Consider the following 16046-nt stretch of genomic DNA (forward strand, 5'->3'; position numbering starts at 1 on the left):
CTGGCCCCCTCACTCTCGGTCGGCGCACGCGATGCAAGGCTGCAGATGCTCGCGATTCTGGTGCCGCTGTTGGCCCTTGCGGCCTTTCTCATGCGCCGGCGCCAGATGGTCGCCTTGCGTTCGGCGGCCGAACGCGCGGCACGCAACGAGCTCGAGGCGCGTGTCGAGGAGCGGACGCGTGACCTCACCATGGCCCGCGATCGTCTCGAAACGGAAATCGCCGACCATCGGCTGACGACCGAAAAATTGCAGGCGGTTCAGCAGGACCTCGTGCAGGCCAATCGGCTGGCGATCCTCGGGCAGGTCGCCGCCGGCGTCGCGCATGAAATCAACCAGCCTGTCGCCACGATCCGCGCCTATGCCGACAATGCCCGCACCTTCCTCGATCGCGGCCAAAGCGCGACAGCGGCGGAAAACCTGACCAGCATCGCGGAGCTTACAGAGCGCGTCGGCACAATCACCGACGAGTTGCGCCGCTTCGCCCGAAAGGGAAACTTCGTCGCCGAGCCGACCGAGATGCGGGATGTGATTGAAGGGGCCATGCTCTTGCTTCGCAGCCGCTTTGCCGGTCGCATGGATACGATCAAGATCTCTCTTCCTCCCAACGGCCTGAAGGTCATGGGCAACCGCATCCGTCTGGAACAGGTGGTGATCAATCTTCTCCAGAACGCGCTGGAAGCACTCGGCGACGCCGAGGACGGCGAGATCAAGGTACGTTGCACGGAGACCGACGGCCGTATCGAGCTTACGGTCGCCGACAACGGCCCCGGTATTCCGGAGCATGTTCGGGATGAGCTTTTCACACCCTTCAACACGTCGAAGGACGAGGGGCTCGGCCTCGGGCTGGCGATCTCCAAGGAGATCGTCGCCGACTATGGCGGCGATATCGCGGTTGAGACGAGCACGTCCGGAACGACGTTCACTGTCCATTTGAAGAAGGCTCAAGCGCAATGAGCGACGCCGCACCCGTGTTCCTGATCGACGACGACCGCGACCTGCGCAAGGCGATGCAGCAGACCCTGGAGCTCGCCGGCTTTGCCGTCTTCCCCTTCGCCAGCGCGGTCGAAGCTCTTGGCGCCCTCAGCCCCGAATTCGACGGCGTCATCATTAGCGACATCCGCATGCCGGGTCTCGATGGGCTGGCCTTCTTCCGGAAAGTGGCGGCGCTGGATCCGGACCTTCCCGTCATTCTGGTCACCGGGCATGGCGACATCCCGATGGCGGTCCAAGCCATCCAGGATGGGGTCTATGATTTCATCGCCAAACCCTTTGCGGCCGATCGGCTCGTCCAGAGCGCGCGGCGCGCCGGGGAAAAGCGCCGCCTTGTAATGGAAAACCGCGCGCTTCGACGCGCGGCGGAAGCGGCCTCCGACAGCCTGCCGCTGATCGGCCAGACTCCTGTCATGGAGCGGTTGCGGCAGACATTGAAACACATTGCCGACACCGATGTCGATGTGCTGGTCGCCGGCGAGACCGGCAGCGGCAAGGAAGTGGTCGCGACTCTTCTGCACCAGTGGAGCCGGCGTAGGGACGGCAATTTCGTGGCGCTGAATTGCGGCGCGCTCCCGGAAACGGTGATCGAGAGCGAACTCTTCGGCCACGAGCCGGGCGCCTTCACCGGAGCCGTCAAGAAGAGGATCGGTCGGATCGAGCATGCAAGCGGCGGCACGCTGTTCCTCGACGAGATCGAGGCGATGCCGCCGGCGACCCAGGTCAAGATGCTGCGCGTTCTGGAGGCGCGCGAGATCACCCCGCTCGGCACCAACGAGACGCGCCCGGTCGACATCCGGGTCGTCGCCGCCGCCAAGGTGGATCTTGGCGATCCCGCCGAGCGCGGCGACTTCCGCGAGGACCTCTATTACCGGCTGAACGTCGTAACGCTTTCGATTCCGCCACTGCGCGAACGACGCGAGGACATTCCGCTACTCTTCTCGCATTTCCTGACGCGCGCCGCGGAACGTTTCGAACGTGACGTTCCATCGATTTCCCCGGCTGTCCAGCATCACCTGATGTCGCATTCATGGCCCGGAAACGTGCGCGAACTGTCGCACTTCGCCGAGCGCGTGGCGCTCGGCGTGGAGGGAAATCTCGGCAACCCGGTCCCGCCGGCGGCGGAGGCCGGCGCATCGCTTCCCGAACGGCTGGAACGCTACGAGGCCGAGATCTTGAAAGAAGTTCTGACGGCGCATCGGGGCGACGTCAAGGAAACGCTTGAAGCGCTTGGCATTCCCCGCAAGACCTTCTACGACAAGCTCCAGCGCCACGGCATCAACCGGGCGGACTATGTCGAGCGCTCGTCTTCGAGCAAGGGCGAGACCTGACCAGCGAGAGCTTGATGGGTGCCTATTCACGCTCAAGGGGCTTGACGCGGCGCCTATATCCGGCACTATCTGCACCATTCACCAGGGGGGTCCCGGCAAGGGGCTGAGATACTGCTAAAGCGCGCAGTGACCCGTTGAACCTGATCCAGTTCATACTGGCGTAGGGACGGTGCGGACGTGCGACAGCCAGGATTCCGATTTTCGCGATCCATCGGCGCAGCGTCCTTTCATCCTTCCGACTTCAGAACTGGGTCTCCAACGTCGAACTTTGGAGCCTCACGATGAATATCATCAACCCGCCGCGCACGGCGCCCTCGGTCACGCAGGGTCCGCTTCCCGCCTCGCAGAAGGTCTACAAGGCCGGCGAGATCCACCCGGAGATCCGTGTGCCGATGCGCGAGATCGCGCTGCATCCAACGTCCGGCGAGCCGCCGGTCACCGTATATGATTCCTCCGGTCCCTATACGCTGGAAAACGCGGACATCCGCATCGATCGGGGCCTGCCGCAGCTTCGCCGCGACTGGATCCTTGGACGCGGCGACGTCGAGGCCTATCCGGGCCGCAGCGTCAAGGCGGAAGATAACGGCTTTGCGACGGGCGAAAAGCTGACGCCCGAATTTCCCGTTCGCCAGGAACCATTGCGGGCAAAGGCAGGACAGGCGGTTACCCAGCTTGCCTATGCCCGCGCCGGCATCATCACGCCGGAAATGGAATTCATCGCGATCCGCGAAAATCTCGGCCGCAAGGCGGCGAAGGAAGCACTGACGCGCGACGGTGAAAGCTTCGGCGCTTCGGTCCCCGATTTCGTCACGCCCGAATTCGTTCGCCAGGAAGTCGCTGCCGGCCGGGCGATCATTCCGGCCAACATCAACCATCGGGAATCCGAGCCGATGATCATCGGCCGGAATTTCCTGGTTAAGATCAACGCCAATATCGGCAATTCCGCCGTCACCTCGTCGATGGCCGAGGAAGTGGAGAAGATGGTCTGGGCGACGCGCTGGGGTGCGGACACCGTCATGGACCTTTCGACCGGCCGCAACATCCACAACATCCGCGAATGGATCATCCGCAATTCGCCGGTGCCGATCGGCACCGTTCCGCTCTATCAGGCGCTCGAGAAGGTGAACGGCATCGCCGAGGATCTGACCTGGGAGGTCTATCGCGACACGCTGATCGAGCAGGCCGAGCAAGGGGTCGACTATTTCACCATCCATGCGGGCGTCCGGCTGCACTACATTCCGCTGACCGTCAACCGCGTCACCGGCATCGTCTCGCGCGGCGGCTCGATCATGGCGAAGTGGTGCCTGCATCACCACCGCGAGAGCTTCCTCTACGAGCATTTCGAGGAGATCTGCGACATCTGCCGCGCCTATGACGTCTCCTTCTCGCTCGGCGATGGCCTGCGTCCCGGCTCAATCGCCGACGCCAACGACGCCGCTCAGTTCGCCGAACTCGAAACGCTCGGTGAACTGACGAAGATTGCCTGGGCAAAAGACTGCCAGGTGATGATCGAAGGCCCCGGCCACGTGCCGATGCACAAGATCAAGGAGAACATGGACAAGCAGCTTGCCGTCTGCGGCGAGGCGCCCTTCTACACGCTGGGGCCGCTGACCACCGATATCGCGCCCGGCTACGACCACATCACCTCCGGCATCGGCGCAGCAATGATCGGCTGGTTCGGCACCGCGATGCTCTGCTACGTGACGCCGAAGGAGCATCTGGGATTGCCCGACCGCGACGACGTCAAGACGGGCGTCATCACCTACAAGATCGCGGCGCATGCCGCCGACCTCGCCAAGGGGCACCCGGCCGCCCGCGTTCGCGACGATGCACTTTCCCGCGCGCGTTTCGAATTCCGCTGGGAAGACCAGTTCAACCTTTCGCTCGATCCGGAAACGGCGCGCAGCTTCCACGACGAAACCCTGCCGAAGGAAGCGCACAAGGTCGCGCATTTCTGCTCCATGTGCGGCCCGAAATTCTGTTCGATGCGGATCTCCCACGATATCCGCGCCGAGGCGCAGAAGGAGGGGCTCGAGGCGATGGCGGCGAAATACCGCGAGGGCGGCGACCTCTATATGCCGGTCGCGCAAGCCTCGGAAGCGCAAGCGGGAGAATAAGATGACGGTACTGATCAAGGGAGCCGGCGTCGCCGGCCTCACCGCCGCCTTCGAACTCAACCGTCGCGGGATCGCGGTGGAGGTGGTCGATGCGGCTGAAATCGTTGGAGCCGGCGCATCCAGCTATGCCGGCGGCATGATCGCGCCCTATTGCGAACGCGAAGCGGCCGATGAAGCGGTCTTGACGCTGGGGCTTTCCGCCGCCGACTGGTGGGAGAAAGCCGTGCCCGGCGAGGTGTTCCGCAACGGTACATTGGTCATCGCCGCAGGACGGGACAGCGGCGAGCTTGATCGCTTCGCCGCCCGTACCCGCGGATACGAATGGGTCGGCGGCAACACGATCGGGGAACTCGAACCGGATCTCGCAGGCCGCTTCGACCGCGCGCTGTTCTTTTCCGAAGAAGCCCATCTCGATCCGCGAAAGGCAATGGCCGGTCTTTACGCGGCGCTCGTGGAGCAAGGCGTCCGTTTCCATCTCGGGAGTGCTGACGTGCCGTCCGAGGCATCCTTCTCGGCCGTGGTCGAATGCACAGGTGCGGCGGCGATCGCCGCCACACCCGGCCTTCGTGGGGTACGGGGTGAAATGCTCTTTCTGGAAACCGCCGAGATCAGCCTCTCAAGGCCTGTCCGCCTGCTCCATCCACGTCACCCGCTCTATATCGTGCCGCGTGACAACCATCGTTTCATGGTCGGCGCGACCATGATCGAAACCGATGATGACGGACCGATCACCGCCCGCTCGGTGATGGAATTCCTGAACACCGCTTACGCTGTTCATCCTGCGTTTGGCGAGGCGCGCGTCGTGGAGATGGGCGTTGGAGTCCGACCCGCCTTCGCCGACAACCTGCCACGTATCCTCGACCGTGACGACGGCTTCGCGATCGCAGGCATGTACCGCCACGGCTTTCTGCTTGCCCCCGCCATGGCGCGGCAACTCGCGGAAAGGCTCTGTGGAGCGGACCGTCCGCCATTCTCCCCCAATTCTTCTTTTCGGCACGGAGCAACCCAATGACCTACATCGTCAACGGCGAGACCTTGGAGAGCAGCGCAAAGACGCTGTCGGAGCTGCTGCTGGCGCTCGAATACGAGGGCGACTGGCTCGCAACCGCCGTCAACGGCGAACTCGTTCACCGGAGCGACAGGGCAGACCATCGGCTCAATGATCGCGACCGGATCGAAATTCTCTCGCCGATGAAGGGAGGCTGAGCATGCTGACACTATATGGAACGGAACTCGGCTCGCGCATGCTGCTCGGCACGGCGCGCTACCCCTCCCCCGCTATCCTCGCCGAGGCCGTCCGGCAGGCGGGCACCGAAGCCGTCACGGTATCGCTCCGCCGTGAGACAGCCGGCGGCCGACAGGGCGGCGCCTTCTTCGAACTCATCCGCGAACTCGGCGTGCGCGTTCTGCCGAATACCGCCGGCTGCCACACCGTGTCGGAGGCGGTGCTGACCGCGAAGATGGCGCGCGAGGTCTTCGGTACGAACTGGATCAAGCTGGAGGTCATCGGCCATCACGATACGCTTCAGCCGGACGTCTTCGCGCTTGTCGAGGCGGCGCGCATCCTTGCCGGCGAGGGTTTCGAGGTCTTCCCCTATACGACCGACGATCTCGTCGTTGCCGAACGGCTGATCGACGCGGGCTGCAGGGTGCTGATGCCCTGGTGCGCGCCGATCGGCAGCGCCAGCGGGCCGCAGAACATCGCGGCGCTTCGAACCATGCGCGCGCATTTTCCCGATGTGCCGCTGATCGTCGACGCCGGCATCGGCCGGCCCTCGCATGCCACGACCGTGATGGAGCTCGGCTACGACGCGGTGCTGCTCAATACCGCCGTTGCCGGCGCGGGAAACCCGGCGCTGATGGCTTCAGCCTTCGCCAAGGCGATCGATGCCGGCCGTGCCGCCTTCGAGGCGGGCATGCTCGAACCGCGCGACATGGCTGTTCCCTCGACCCCCGTCATCGGAAAGGCAGTCTTCTCGTGAAGCTCGATCCCTTCTACCTCATCGTCGACAGCATCGCCTGGATCGAGCGCCTGGTGCCGCTTGGCGTCAAGCTCGTGCAGCTTCGGATCAAGGATCGTCCGGGCTCCGAGATCAGAAGCGAGATCCGCCGCGCCAAGGCAGTCTGTGCATTCCACGGCTGCCAGTTGATAGTCAACGACTACTGGCAAATCGCAATCGAGGAAGGCTGCGACTTCGTCCATCTCGGCCAGGAAGATCTCGCCGAAGCTGATGTCGCGGCGATCCGCACGGCCGGGCTGAAGCTCGGCCTTAGCACCCATGACGAAGCGGAGCTCGAAACGGCGCTCGCCGCCAAGCCGGACTACGTGGCGCTCGGGCCGATCTATCCGACGATCCTCAAGAAGATGAAATGGCAGCCGCAGGGACTTTCCCGCATTTCCGCCTGGCGCGAGCGCGTGCGGCCGCTTCCGCTCGTCGCGATCGGCGGATTGAACACGGACAGGCTCGAAGGCGTCTTCGCGCATGGAGCCGACAGTGCGGCCGTCGTCACGGACATCACTATGAACGCTGATCCGGAAGGCCGGACGCGGGAATGGATCGCCGAGACCGCGCCATGGCGCTGAAACGGCGTTCCGGACCCCGCTACAGCGCGGCGGGAACCTCTCCCGCGACTGCGACATTGCCGGAAAAAGCAAAGACGTCGATCGGCTCGTCGAGCCCCCTAACCGGATAGGAGCCGAGATTTTCCAACTCGCCCTGGCATTTCGCCATTTCGACGAAGGCCCTGGAGAGCAGGACCGGCCGCTTGATCACCTTCGTCAGGCTTTCGAGGCGGGAGGCGATGTTCACGGCCGGCCCGATCACCGTGAAGTCCAGGCGTTTGCGTGAGCCGATATTGCCGTACATCACGTCGCCGACATGGACGCCGATGCCGTAGCCGAGCGGCTCGTGCCCCTTTTTCAAGTTCTCCTCGTTCAATCTGGCAAACGCTGCCTGTGCTTCACTGATCGCGCTCAGCAGCTTGTTGCAGGCCATCGGGTCACTCAGCGGAAAAATCGCGAGCAGGCCATCGCCCATGAACTTGAGTATCTCGCCGCCATGCCGCTCGACCGGCTCGCACATGGCGTCGAAATAGCCGTTCAACAGCTCGATCACGTCGTCCCGGGGCCAGAGATCCGAGATTTTCGTGAAGTCGCGAAGATCGCAGATCAGGATCGCTGCACCGACCGTCACCCCGCTGCCGCGCGTTGTCGCGCCGGCCAGGATCTGTTCGCTCGCATGCGGCCCGACATAGGTCTCCAGAAGCGTCCGGGCGAAGCGGTTCTTCAGCCTGATCTCGCTGACGAGCGCCAGCGCCGGCAGGAGATCGGCGAAGACCGCCATGTCGTCCTTGCTGAAGCCGCCCGGTCTGTCGCTTGCGAAGGTCACCGCATGCCGCTTGCCGAGCGTATGCTCGAGCGGCCAGATGAAATAGTCGGTAAGGCCGCTGGCGCGCAATTCGTCATAGAGGGGGTATTGCGGGCCCTCCGCCGCGGGATCGTCGAGGTGCCGCCGGACTTCGGCTGCTCCATTGTTGAACTCGTGCAGCGGACTGTTCAGATATTGCTCCGTGTCCTCGATTCCGTATTCATAGGTCTGGAGTTCCGCCTCCGACAGCCCTTTCCGCCAGAGGATGCGCGCGCCGATCCATTGCGGATGATGAATCCTGAAATGAAGCGTCGCGCGAGCGACCGGTACGCCGCTCGCCACCAGCCTTTCGCACATCTCCACGAAGATGTTGTCGATGAAGCGTTCGTCACGCGTCTCATTGATCAGCCACTCAACGATTTTCCGCCTTTGCCCCGGCCGGGTTCCATCGTCCTGGCGCGAAGTGGCAAGGCTCGGATTCAACAGCGACGGCATCGCGACACTCCATCATCGCCGACAGCGCGGTGCGTCTCTGCAGACGCACACAAGTCGCTGTAGCACTTTGAATTAATGCATGTTTCATTCCTAAATCGACACCGATCTGAGGAAACACCCAGTAGAACCATGTAGCTAATGTGGCGCACCGGCGGACGATTTTTAAGGGCCGGCCACGGAAAAGCCCCGGAACGATCGTTCCGGGGCTTTCTTGCCACCTGACCGGGAGAAAAAATCAGGCGGCCTGTACCTTTTTCGAAACGCGTGCCCATTCCGGGATCCAGTCGCGATGGGCTGCGAGCAGGTCGTCGACAAGCGACCAGATCTGATCGAGGTCGAGTTCGGCGGCCGTATGCGGATCCATCATCGCCGCGTGATAGAGATGCTCGCGGTTCTCCGTGACGAGCGCCTGAACCGTCAGTTCTTGGACGTTGATGTTGGTGCGGATCAGCGCGGTTAGCTGCGGCGGCAGCGCCCCGATATAAGTCGGCTGGATGCCGGACGCATCGACGAGGCACGGAACTTCCGCCGCGCAGTTCTCCGGCAGCGAGGTGATGCAGCCGTTGTTCCTGAGGTTGCCGTAGATAACTGAAGGTTCGCCGGTCCAGACCGAGTTCATGATCGACGAGGCATATTCGTGGCTCTCGGCGACCTCGATCGTCTCGGCCTCCTTGTAGGCGGCCGCCTGACCCTTCCAACGCTCGATCTGCTCGATGCAGCGCTTCGGATATTCATCGAGCGGAATGCCGAATTTCTCGATGAGATCCGGGCGGCCGTCCTTGATGAAATAGGGCGTGTACTCGGCGAAATGCTCCGAGCTTTCGGTGACGAAATAGCCGAGCCGCGTCAGCATCTCGTAGCGCACCTTGTTCGGGCAGCGCGGGTTCCAATGGCTGGGCTTCGGGAAGCGGCCTTCGCGATAGCCACGGATCAGATCCGGATAGAGGTCGCGATAGCTGCCGTCCTTCTGGCGGTGCTCAAACTTCAGGTAGAAGGCCATGTGGTTGATGCCGGCGGCACGGTAGCGGATTTCCTCGACCGGGATGTCAAGATCTCGGGCAAGCTCGAAGGCCGTGCCCTGAACCGAATGGCAGAGGCCAACCTGCCGGATCGTCGGGTACTTTTCTGCGATCGCCCAGGTGTTGATCGCCATCGGGTTGACATATTGCAACAGGATCGCCTCGGGGCAGACCTCAAGCATATCCTCGCAAATCTTCCAGAGATGCGGCACCGTCCGCAATCCGCGCATGATGCCGCCGACGCCGAGCGTATCGGCGATCGTCTGGCGTAGACCGTATTTTTTCGGTACTTCGAAGTCGGTGACGGTGCAGGGCTCGTAGCCGCCGATCTGGAAGGCGACGACGACGAAATCCGCCCCCTCAAGTGCCTTGCGCTGGTTCGAGTGGGTTTCAATCTTTGCCTTGACGCCGAGCGAGCGCACGAGCTTGCCGGCGACGATCTCGCTTTCCGCGAGACGCTCCGGGTTCACGTCCATCAGCGCGATGGTGGCGGCGGAAAGCGCCGGGCGCTGCAAGACGTCGCCGATGATGTTCTTCATGAAGACGGTGGAGCCCGCGCCGATGAAGGTGATCTTGGGTTGCCTGGTCATGGGATACCTCTGTTTGAAGGTCATGCGGCCACATCGAAGGCGGCCCGGACGAGCCGTTCGGTGTAGGCGGTCTTGGGATTGGAAAGGATTTCGTCCACTGGCCCCTCCTCGACGATCTTGCCGTGCTGCATGACCACCACGCGATGGCAGAGCGCGCGCACGACCTTGAGGTCGTGGGAGATGAAAAGATAGCTCAGGCCCCGCTCGTCCTGGAGCTTGCGCAACAGGTCGATGATCTGGGCCTGTACCGAGAGATCCAGCGCCGATGTCGGCTCGTCGAGCAGGATGAACTCCGGCTCCAGCGCGATCGCCCGTGCAATCGCGATCCGCTGGCGCTGGCCGCCGGAAAATTCGTGCGGAAAGCGCGACAGGATATTGGCGGGCATACCGGCGCTGACGAGCGCGTCCTCGACGCGCGCCAATCGGTCCTGTCGGTTCTCGCCGATGCCGTTGACGATGAGTCCTTCCTCGATGATCTGCCCGACCGACATGCGCGGGTTGAGCGAGGCGAACGGGTCCTGGAAGACGACCTGTATCCGCGAGCGAAGCGGCCGCATCGCCTTGCGATCCTTGCCATGGATCGGCTGACCGTCGAAGTAGATCTCGCCGCTGTCGGTGTTGATGAGGCGGATCAGCGCCTGGCCGAAGGTGGTTTTGCCAGAGCCCGATTCGCCGACGAGACCGAGCGTTTCGTGCCGACGCAAGTGAAGGTTCAGGCTGTCGACCGCGACCAGTTCCTTCAGCTCCGGCCTGAAGAAGCCGCCCTTCTTAAGCATGAAGGAGACGCGGACGCTGCGGCCGTCGAGCATGATCGGCGCATTGTCCGGCAGCGGATTGGCCGAGCCCGAGGGTTCGGAGGCGAGCAGCCGGCGGGTGTAGGCGTGCAGCGGGTCGGCGAAGAGCGCGGCCGTCGTGTTGTGCTCCTTCACCTCGCCGTATTGCATGACGTAGACATAGTCCGAAAACTGCCGGACGACCGTCAGGTCGTGGGTGATCAGGATCACGGCCATGCCGAGTTCCTTCTGCAGCTTGCGGATCAGATTCAAAATCTGCGCCTGCACGGTCACGTCGAGCGCCGTCGTCGGCTCGTCGGCGATCAGTACGTCCGGGTCGTTGGCGAGCGCCATCGCGATCATCACGCGCTGGCGCTGGCCGCCGGAAAGCTGATGCGGATATTGGTTCAGCCGCGCCTCCGGATCCGGTATCTGCACGTGGCGCAGGAGTTCCAATGCCCGTTCGTTCGCCGCGCGACGGCTCATCCGCCGATGGGCGCGGATCGCCTCCACGATCTGGCTGCCGATCGTGTAAACGGGATTGAGCGAACTCATCGGCTCCTGGAAGATCATCGAGATCCGATCGCCGCGCAACGCCCGGCGCTGCTTCTTCGAAAACTTCAGGACGTCGCGGCCGTCATATTCTATGCGCGCCTGCGGAGCGATCGTCGCACGCTTGGACAAAAGCCCCATGACAGTCCGTGCCGTCACCGACTTTCCGGAGCCGGACTCTCCGACGATCGCCACCGTCTCGCCGCGAAAGAGCTGGAAGGAAACGTCCTTCACCGCCTCGACGGTGCCATGCTCGACCTTGAAGGTGACCGCCACCTTGCGGGCGTCGATGACCGGCCGCATATCCTTGGTGTGGCGATCGCGCCTTTCCTCAGGAGCGGGGGCAATAATCTCTGTCGTCGCCATCGGCGTGCTCCTCAATAGGGGTCGATTGCGTCGCGCAGGCCGTCACCAAGCGCGTTGAAGGCGAAGACGGTGACGAGAACGAAGGCGACGGGCGAGAGAATCCAGGGATAGGAACCGATCGCCGAGTAATTTGCCGTGTCCTGCAACATCAGCCCCCAGGAGATCAGCGGCGGCTTGACGGCAAATCCAAGGAAGCCGAGGAAGGATTCGAGCAGCACGACCTGCGGGATCGACAGCGTCACCGCGACGATGACGTGGCTCATCACGTTCGGGAAGATGTGCTGGAAGATGATGCGCCGGTCCGTCGCGCCGATGGCGATCGCCGCGCGGACATAGTCGATTCTTGCAAGCGCCAGCGTCTTGCCGCGGACCTCGCGCGACATCTGCGCCCAGCCGAGTGCCGACATCACGATGATGACGAAGGCGAGGAACACGCTGGTCGGTGCCGTCACCGGGATCAGCGAGGCCAGCGCCAGATAGAGCGGCAGTTGCGGAAATGCTAGCACGAGTTCGACGAAGCGCTGCACCCACGCGTCGAAGCGTCCGCCGAAATAGCCGGACACCATGCCGACGGTCGTGCCGACCACGGTGACGATGAAGACGACGATGAGCGCGATCATCAGCGAGATGCGCGAGCCATGAAGAATGCGCGAGAGAACGTCGCGGCCGAACTTGTCGGTGCCGAGGAAATGAACTGCCGTTCTGTCAACCGCACCGAACAGATGGCGCTCGGCCGGGATGAGACCCAGAAGGCGGTACGGCGCGCCCTTGACGAAGAAGCCGAGGATCTGCGGATTGTCGTAATCCGGGCCGATCACCGGCTGGAAGGTGATCGGATCGAGCTCTTCCGTTTCGCGCACCGGATAGCTGCGCGGCGGGAAGACGAAGTTGCCGTCCTTGTCGTAAAAGCTGACGGCCTGCGGCGGCGCGAAGCCGACGCCGGTCGCCTTCGGATCGACGGGCGACAAGAAATCGGCGAAGAGCGCCATGAGAACCAGCAGGCTGACGAGGACCAGGCCGAGAAGACCGGTCCAGGACCGCTTGAGGCGACGCCAGACGAGAGCGGAATAGCTTTCATTGTGGTGCTTTTCCTTCGGCTGCTCCTTCGGCTGCGTGGCTACCGGAATGGTGCTGTGCGCTTCCATGGTCATGCGTAGGCCCCCCCTCCCATGCGCACCCTCGGATCGAGCGCGGCAAGCAGCAGGTCGGCGATGATGTTGCCGACGATCAGCGTCGCCGACAGAACCAGCATGAAGGTGGCGGTCACATAGACGTCGCCCACCCACATAGAACCGACGATCGCCGGGCCGACGGTCGGCAGAGCGAAGATGATCGCCGTTTCGATCTCGCCGGTCAGCATGTAGGGAAGCACGACACCCTGATACATGATCAGCGGATGCAGCGCGTTCGGAACGGCATGCCGCATGACCACCGCGCTTTCGCTGAGACCCTTGGCGCGCGCTGTCTCGACATATTGCGCGTTCAGCGTATCGAGCAGATTGCCGCGCATGACGCGCATATTGTAGGCGAGGCCGCCGAAGGTGGCGATCGCGACGACCGGCCAGACATGCTTCACCAGATCGACGAACTTGTCCCAGGACCAGGGCGCGCCGCCGTAGCGGGCGGAATTGAAGCTGTTGATCTCGCTGACATTGAAATGAAAGACGAGGACATAGACGATAATCAGCGCCATCAGGAAGCGCGGCACGGTCATGCCGAGAAACGACACGGTCGAAAGCAGGCTGTCGACCCAGGAATATTGCCGCGTCGCGGCAAGGATGCCGAAGGATATGCCGATGACCGATGCCAGAAAGTGGCACACCAGCGCCAGCGCCAGCGTGCGCGGCAGGCGCTCGCCGACGACGTCGGCAACCGGCTTGTTGTAATAAAGGCTGTGGCCGAAATCGCCTCGGGTCAGGATGCCGGTCATCCAGTTGACGTATTGGATCGGCAGCGGCTGATCGAGGCCATGCTCCTTGCGATAGGCCTGCGCCTGCGCGTCGGCTTCCTCGAACGAGGCTCCGCCCTGATTGATCAGCTGCGAGCGGATGTAGTCGCTGTAGTCGCCGGGAGGCGCCTGGATGATGGCAAAGGTCGCCACGCTCAGGACAAGCAATACCGGAATGGCAGAGGCGATGCGGACAAGCAGAAACCTGAACATGCCGTTTCCTTCTGTCGTTCTTCGCGCGGGACGCCGTTGCTTCCGACCTCCCGGGCGCATTGAAAGGACGCTCATCCTTCCGGCTTTCGTCGTGAAGCCGGAAGGATGGTTCGGGGCTCAGTTGCTCGGGCCGCTGTCGCCGGGCTTGCCGGGAAGCTGCTGCGGATAGAGCTCGAAGTCGCCCTGCTTGTCGGCAGCGACGAAGACCCGCTCGCGGATGATCGTGTCTTCGGCCCAGTTGAACATGAAGATCGGAGCTCCGGTCGGAATGTTCGAGAAGCGCTTGTTGATGATCAGCGCGCCCGGATATTCCGTCAGGCCGACCGTATCGACATTGGTGGTCGATACCTTTTGGAACTGTTTCATCAACGTCGCCCGCTCATCATTGTCGTTGCTGGCGATGAACTTGTTGACGATGTCGACAAGCTCCTGCTCGTAGGGCATCAGGTCGACAGTGCCGCTTTCGGGGGCACGGTGGTGCCAACTCGTGCGGGGACCGGTCGGCGCAAGCTGTGTCGTGTTCTGCACCACCGATGTCAGTTCCTGGTCGTTGCGGCGGATGAGCCAATCGAACTTGCCGGCATATTGCGTCGCATCACGTTTGGTGCCGTCGACGGCATTGATGACGACCTTGAGACCGAGCTGCTCCATCTGGCCGATCAGGCCCTCGGCGAGGTTGCGGTCGGTGCCGTAGTCGGAATTGACGAGCAGCACGATCTGCACGTCCGCGCCGCCCGCGGTTCCCTCGGGGAAGTTGACGAAGCCGTTGCCGTCCGTGTCCGAGAGCCCGGCCTTTTCGATCAACGCCTTGGCGCCTTCAAGGTTAAAGGGGTAGTACATGGTCGACTGGCGGTCGTAGAAGCTCGTGCCGGAGGAAAGCCCGCCCGGATAGATCGCCGTGAATGGGCCCTTGACCAGGGCTTCGCCGAGCTTCTTGCGATCGATCGCCATCGTCACCGCCTTGCGGAAGTCGAGATTGCGGTTGAGTTCGCGCACAGCCTGGGCCCGGGCGTCCGGCTCGCCCCAGCCGTTGGCCGAATAGTTCATGCGCAGATTGTAGCCGATGACTCGGGGACCGAAGGCAAGGCGCGCAGGCGCTGCCTCGTCAGCGGCGCGTTTCAGCGACTCGACGAAATTTTCCGGCTGCTCCAGGTTCGAGAAATCCCCGGAACCGGCAATCGCCTGCACGTCACGATCGGCCCAGGTCGAAAGCTTGTAGTGCAGCTCGTTGAGGTAGGGCAGCTGGTTGCCGGCCTCGTCCACCTTCCAGTAGTACGGATTGCGGCGCAGCACGATGATGTCGTCCGGCCGGTAGGCGACCGGGACCCAGGCGCCCATGACAGGAATGTTCAGGTATTCCGCCGGAAAGCCGTTCTTGTACTGGTCGTAGGTCGTGCCGGCATATTTCGGGTGCTTGGTCTTCAGGATATGCGACGGACCGGGGCAGAAGGTGCCGTAGGCCATGGCATAGAGATGCTGGCGCGGAAAGGCGTCCTTGAAGGTCCATTCGACCGTGTATTTGTCGATTTGCTTCAGTGTGGTCCCCTCGCCGAAGGTCTCCGGCGTGGCGCCGTTCAACGGCGAAACATTCGGATCGACGACATTGTCGTCCCAGTAGAACATCACGTCCTCGGCGTCGAAGGGATCGCCATCCGACCATTTCGCGCCCTCGACGAGATGCATGGTGAGCTTGTGGCCGTCCTCGGACCACTCCCAGCTTCTCGCAAGGTTCGGCAGCGGCTCCACGTCGGCAGCCTCGACCTGGAAGAGCGGCGCGGTGCGCGTCAGGCATTCGGACATGCCAATGTCGATGCCGCCCCAGCCCTGGGTCTGGCCGGCGCTGTAGTTCCAGCCTTCCGGGCGACCGCCGATGACATGGCGCAGCACGTCGCCATAGACGCCGACGCCGTCGGGCATGTTGCCGGTCTTGAAGACCATCGGTTCCTTCGGCAGCCGCTCGGCAACCGGCGGCAGCTTGCCGGCCTTCACGAATTTCTCCGTGACCCAGTCCGGCTCGTGATATTCGGGCAGCGCCTTGAACTCGATAAGCGCGTCGCGCGGCACATAGGTAATCTTGCCCTGGGCCGGGAATGGCGGTTGCTCGGGCACGACGGTCGGCTCCGATGCGAAGGCCTGCACGGCGAAAGCGGAAACGCCGATGAGCAGGGCGGTCGTTGTTTTCAGTCGGTACGTTTTCATTGCCTCTGGTTCTCCCTCCACTGATCGCCACGCCGGGACGGGTGGCGCTCCTCCTAGCTCTCGCCGGCGGCAGCCGCGTCTCCTC

General features: G+C 63.0%; 13 protein-coding genes and 1 riboswitch. Of the genes, 7 read left to right on the forward strand and 6 right to left on the reverse strand.

The window, feature by feature from the left end:
- The 7 genes from QN219_RS29850 to QN219_RS29880 all read left to right on the forward strand — a co-directional run.
- The coding region (locus QN219_RS29850; protein ID WP_284004019.1) for an ATP-binding protein at positions 1-954 on the forward strand (954 nt) is incomplete at its 5' end.
- Positions 951-2321: a sigma-54 dependent transcriptional regulator gene (locus QN219_RS29855; protein ID WP_284004021.1), complete on the forward strand. Its 1371-nt coding sequence runs from the start codon at positions 951-953 to the stop codon at positions 2319-2321. The genes QN219_RS29850 and QN219_RS29855, both read left to right, overlap by 4 nt.
- A gap of 73 nt (positions 2322-2394) precedes the next feature.
- Positions 2395-2506, forward strand: a riboswitch (TPP riboswitch).
- A gap of 96 nt (positions 2507-2602) precedes the next feature.
- Positions 2603-4438: a phosphomethylpyrimidine synthase ThiC gene (gene thiC / locus QN219_RS29860; RefSeq protein WP_284004022.1), complete on the forward strand. Its 1836-nt coding sequence runs from the start codon at positions 2603-2605 to the stop codon at positions 4436-4438.
- A gap of 1 nt (position 4439) precedes the next feature.
- Entirely contained in the window at positions 4440-5450 is a 1011-nt protein-coding gene (thiO, locus tag QN219_RS29865) for a glycine oxidase ThiO (RefSeq protein WP_284004024.1), read from the forward strand.
- Positions 5447-5644 carry a sulfur carrier protein ThiS gene (thiS, locus tag QN219_RS29870; protein ID WP_284004025.1) on the forward strand — a complete coding sequence of 66 codons (198 nt, stop codon included), beginning with the start codon at positions 5447-5449 and terminating at the stop codon, positions 5642-5644. The genes thiO and thiS overlap by 4 nt, the downstream gene beginning before the upstream one ends.
- Positions 5645-5646: 2 nt before the next feature.
- Positions 5647-6420 carry a thiazole synthase gene (locus QN219_RS29875; RefSeq protein ID WP_284004027.1) on the forward strand — a complete coding sequence of 258 codons (774 nt, stop codon included), beginning with the start codon at positions 5647-5649 and terminating at the stop codon, positions 6418-6420.
- Complete coding sequence (locus QN219_RS29880; RefSeq protein ID WP_284004028.1) at positions 6417-7022, forward strand: thiamine phosphate synthase; 606 nt, start codon at positions 6417-6419, stop codon at positions 7020-7022. Before QN219_RS29875 ends, QN219_RS29880 begins: the two co-directional genes overlap by 4 nt.
- Before the next feature lie 19 nt (positions 7023-7041).
- Here the strand turns inward: QN219_RS29880 and QN219_RS29885 are convergent, their stop codons facing one another.
- The 6 genes from QN219_RS29885 to QN219_RS29910 all read right to left on the reverse strand — a co-directional run bounded on the left by QN219_RS29885 (position 7042) and on the right by QN219_RS29910 (position 15961).
- Positions 7042-8301 carry an adenylate/guanylate cyclase domain-containing protein gene (locus QN219_RS29885; protein ID WP_284004030.1) on the reverse strand — a complete coding sequence of 420 codons (1260 nt, stop codon included), beginning with the start codon at positions 8299-8301 and terminating at the stop codon, positions 7042-7044.
- 235 nt (positions 8302-8536) lie between these two features.
- On the reverse strand, positions 8537-9910 hold the full coding sequence (locus tag QN219_RS29890; RefSeq protein WP_284004032.1) for an alpha-glucosidase/alpha-galactosidase: 1374 nt from the start codon (positions 9908-9910) through the stop codon (positions 8537-8539).
- Positions 9911-9930: 20 nt separating this feature from the next.
- Positions 9931-11601 (reverse strand): ABC transporter ATP-binding protein, encoded by a 1671-nt coding sequence (locus QN219_RS29895; RefSeq protein WP_284004033.1) that lies wholly within the window; start codon positions 11599-11601, stop codon positions 9931-9933.
- A gap of 11 nt (positions 11602-11612) precedes the next feature.
- The gene (locus QN219_RS29900) at positions 11613-12752 is read right to left on the reverse strand and encodes an ABC transporter permease (protein WP_284004035.1); all 1140 of its coding nucleotides are present in this window, start codon (positions 12750-12752) and stop codon (positions 11613-11615) included.
- Entirely contained in the window at positions 12749-13762 is a 1014-nt protein-coding gene (locus QN219_RS29905) for an ABC transporter permease (protein ID WP_284004037.1), read from the reverse strand. The genes QN219_RS29900 and QN219_RS29905 overlap by 4 nt, the downstream gene beginning before the upstream one ends.
- 117 nt (positions 13763-13879) lie before the next feature.
- The gene (locus QN219_RS29910; RefSeq protein ID WP_284004038.1) at positions 13880-15961 is read right to left on the reverse strand and encodes an ABC transporter substrate-binding protein; all 2082 of its coding nucleotides are present in this window, start codon (positions 15959-15961) and stop codon (positions 13880-13882) included.
- Positions 15962-16046 lie beyond the last annotated feature (85 nt).

The organism is Sinorhizobium sp. 8-89 (assembly GCF_030124325.1).
GTDB lineage: Bacteria > Pseudomonadota > Alphaproteobacteria > Rhizobiales > Rhizobiaceae > Sinorhizobium.

What these genes read in the sequence shown, in the direction of transcription:
- QN219_RS29890 (WP_284004032.1), bottom strand. Translation starts at nt 9,910, where the DNA reads ATGACCAGGCAACCCAAGATCACCTTCATCGGCGCGGGCTCCACCGTC.
- thiC (WP_284004022.1), top strand. Translation starts at nt 2,603, where the DNA reads ATGAATATCATCAACCCGCCGCGCACGGCGCCCTCGGTCACGCAGGGT.
- QN219_RS29905 (WP_284004037.1), bottom strand. Translation starts at nt 13,762, where the DNA reads ATGTTCAGGTTTCTGCTTGTCCGCATCGCCTCTGCCATTCCGGTATTG.
- QN219_RS29885 (WP_284004030.1), bottom strand. Translation starts at nt 8,301, where the DNA reads ATGCCGTCGCTGTTGAATCCGAGCCTTGCCACTTCGCGCCAGGACGAT.
- thiS (WP_284004025.1), top strand. Translation starts at nt 5,447, where the DNA reads ATGACCTACATCGTCAACGGCGAGACCTTGGAGAGCAGCGCAAAGACG.
- QN219_RS29910 (WP_284004038.1), bottom strand. Translation starts at nt 15,961, where the DNA reads ATGAAAACGTACCGACTGAAAACAACGACCGCCCTGCTCATCGGCGTT.
- thiO (WP_284004024.1), top strand. Translation starts at nt 4,440, where the DNA reads ATGACGGTACTGATCAAGGGAGCCGGCGTCGCCGGCCTCACCGCCGCC.
- QN219_RS29855 (WP_284004021.1), top strand. Translation starts at nt 951, where the DNA reads ATGAGCGACGCCGCACCCGTGTTCCTGATCGACGACGACCGCGACCTG.
- QN219_RS29875 (WP_284004027.1), top strand. Translation starts at nt 5,647, where the DNA reads ATGCTGACACTATATGGAACGGAACTCGGCTCGCGCATGCTGCTCGGC.
- QN219_RS29900 (WP_284004035.1), bottom strand. Translation starts at nt 12,752, where the DNA reads ATGACCATGGAAGCGCACAGCACCATTCCGGTAGCCACGCAGCCGAAG.
- QN219_RS29895 (WP_284004033.1), bottom strand. Translation starts at nt 11,601, where the DNA reads ATGGCGACGACAGAGATTATTGCCCCCGCTCCTGAGGAAAGGCGCGAT.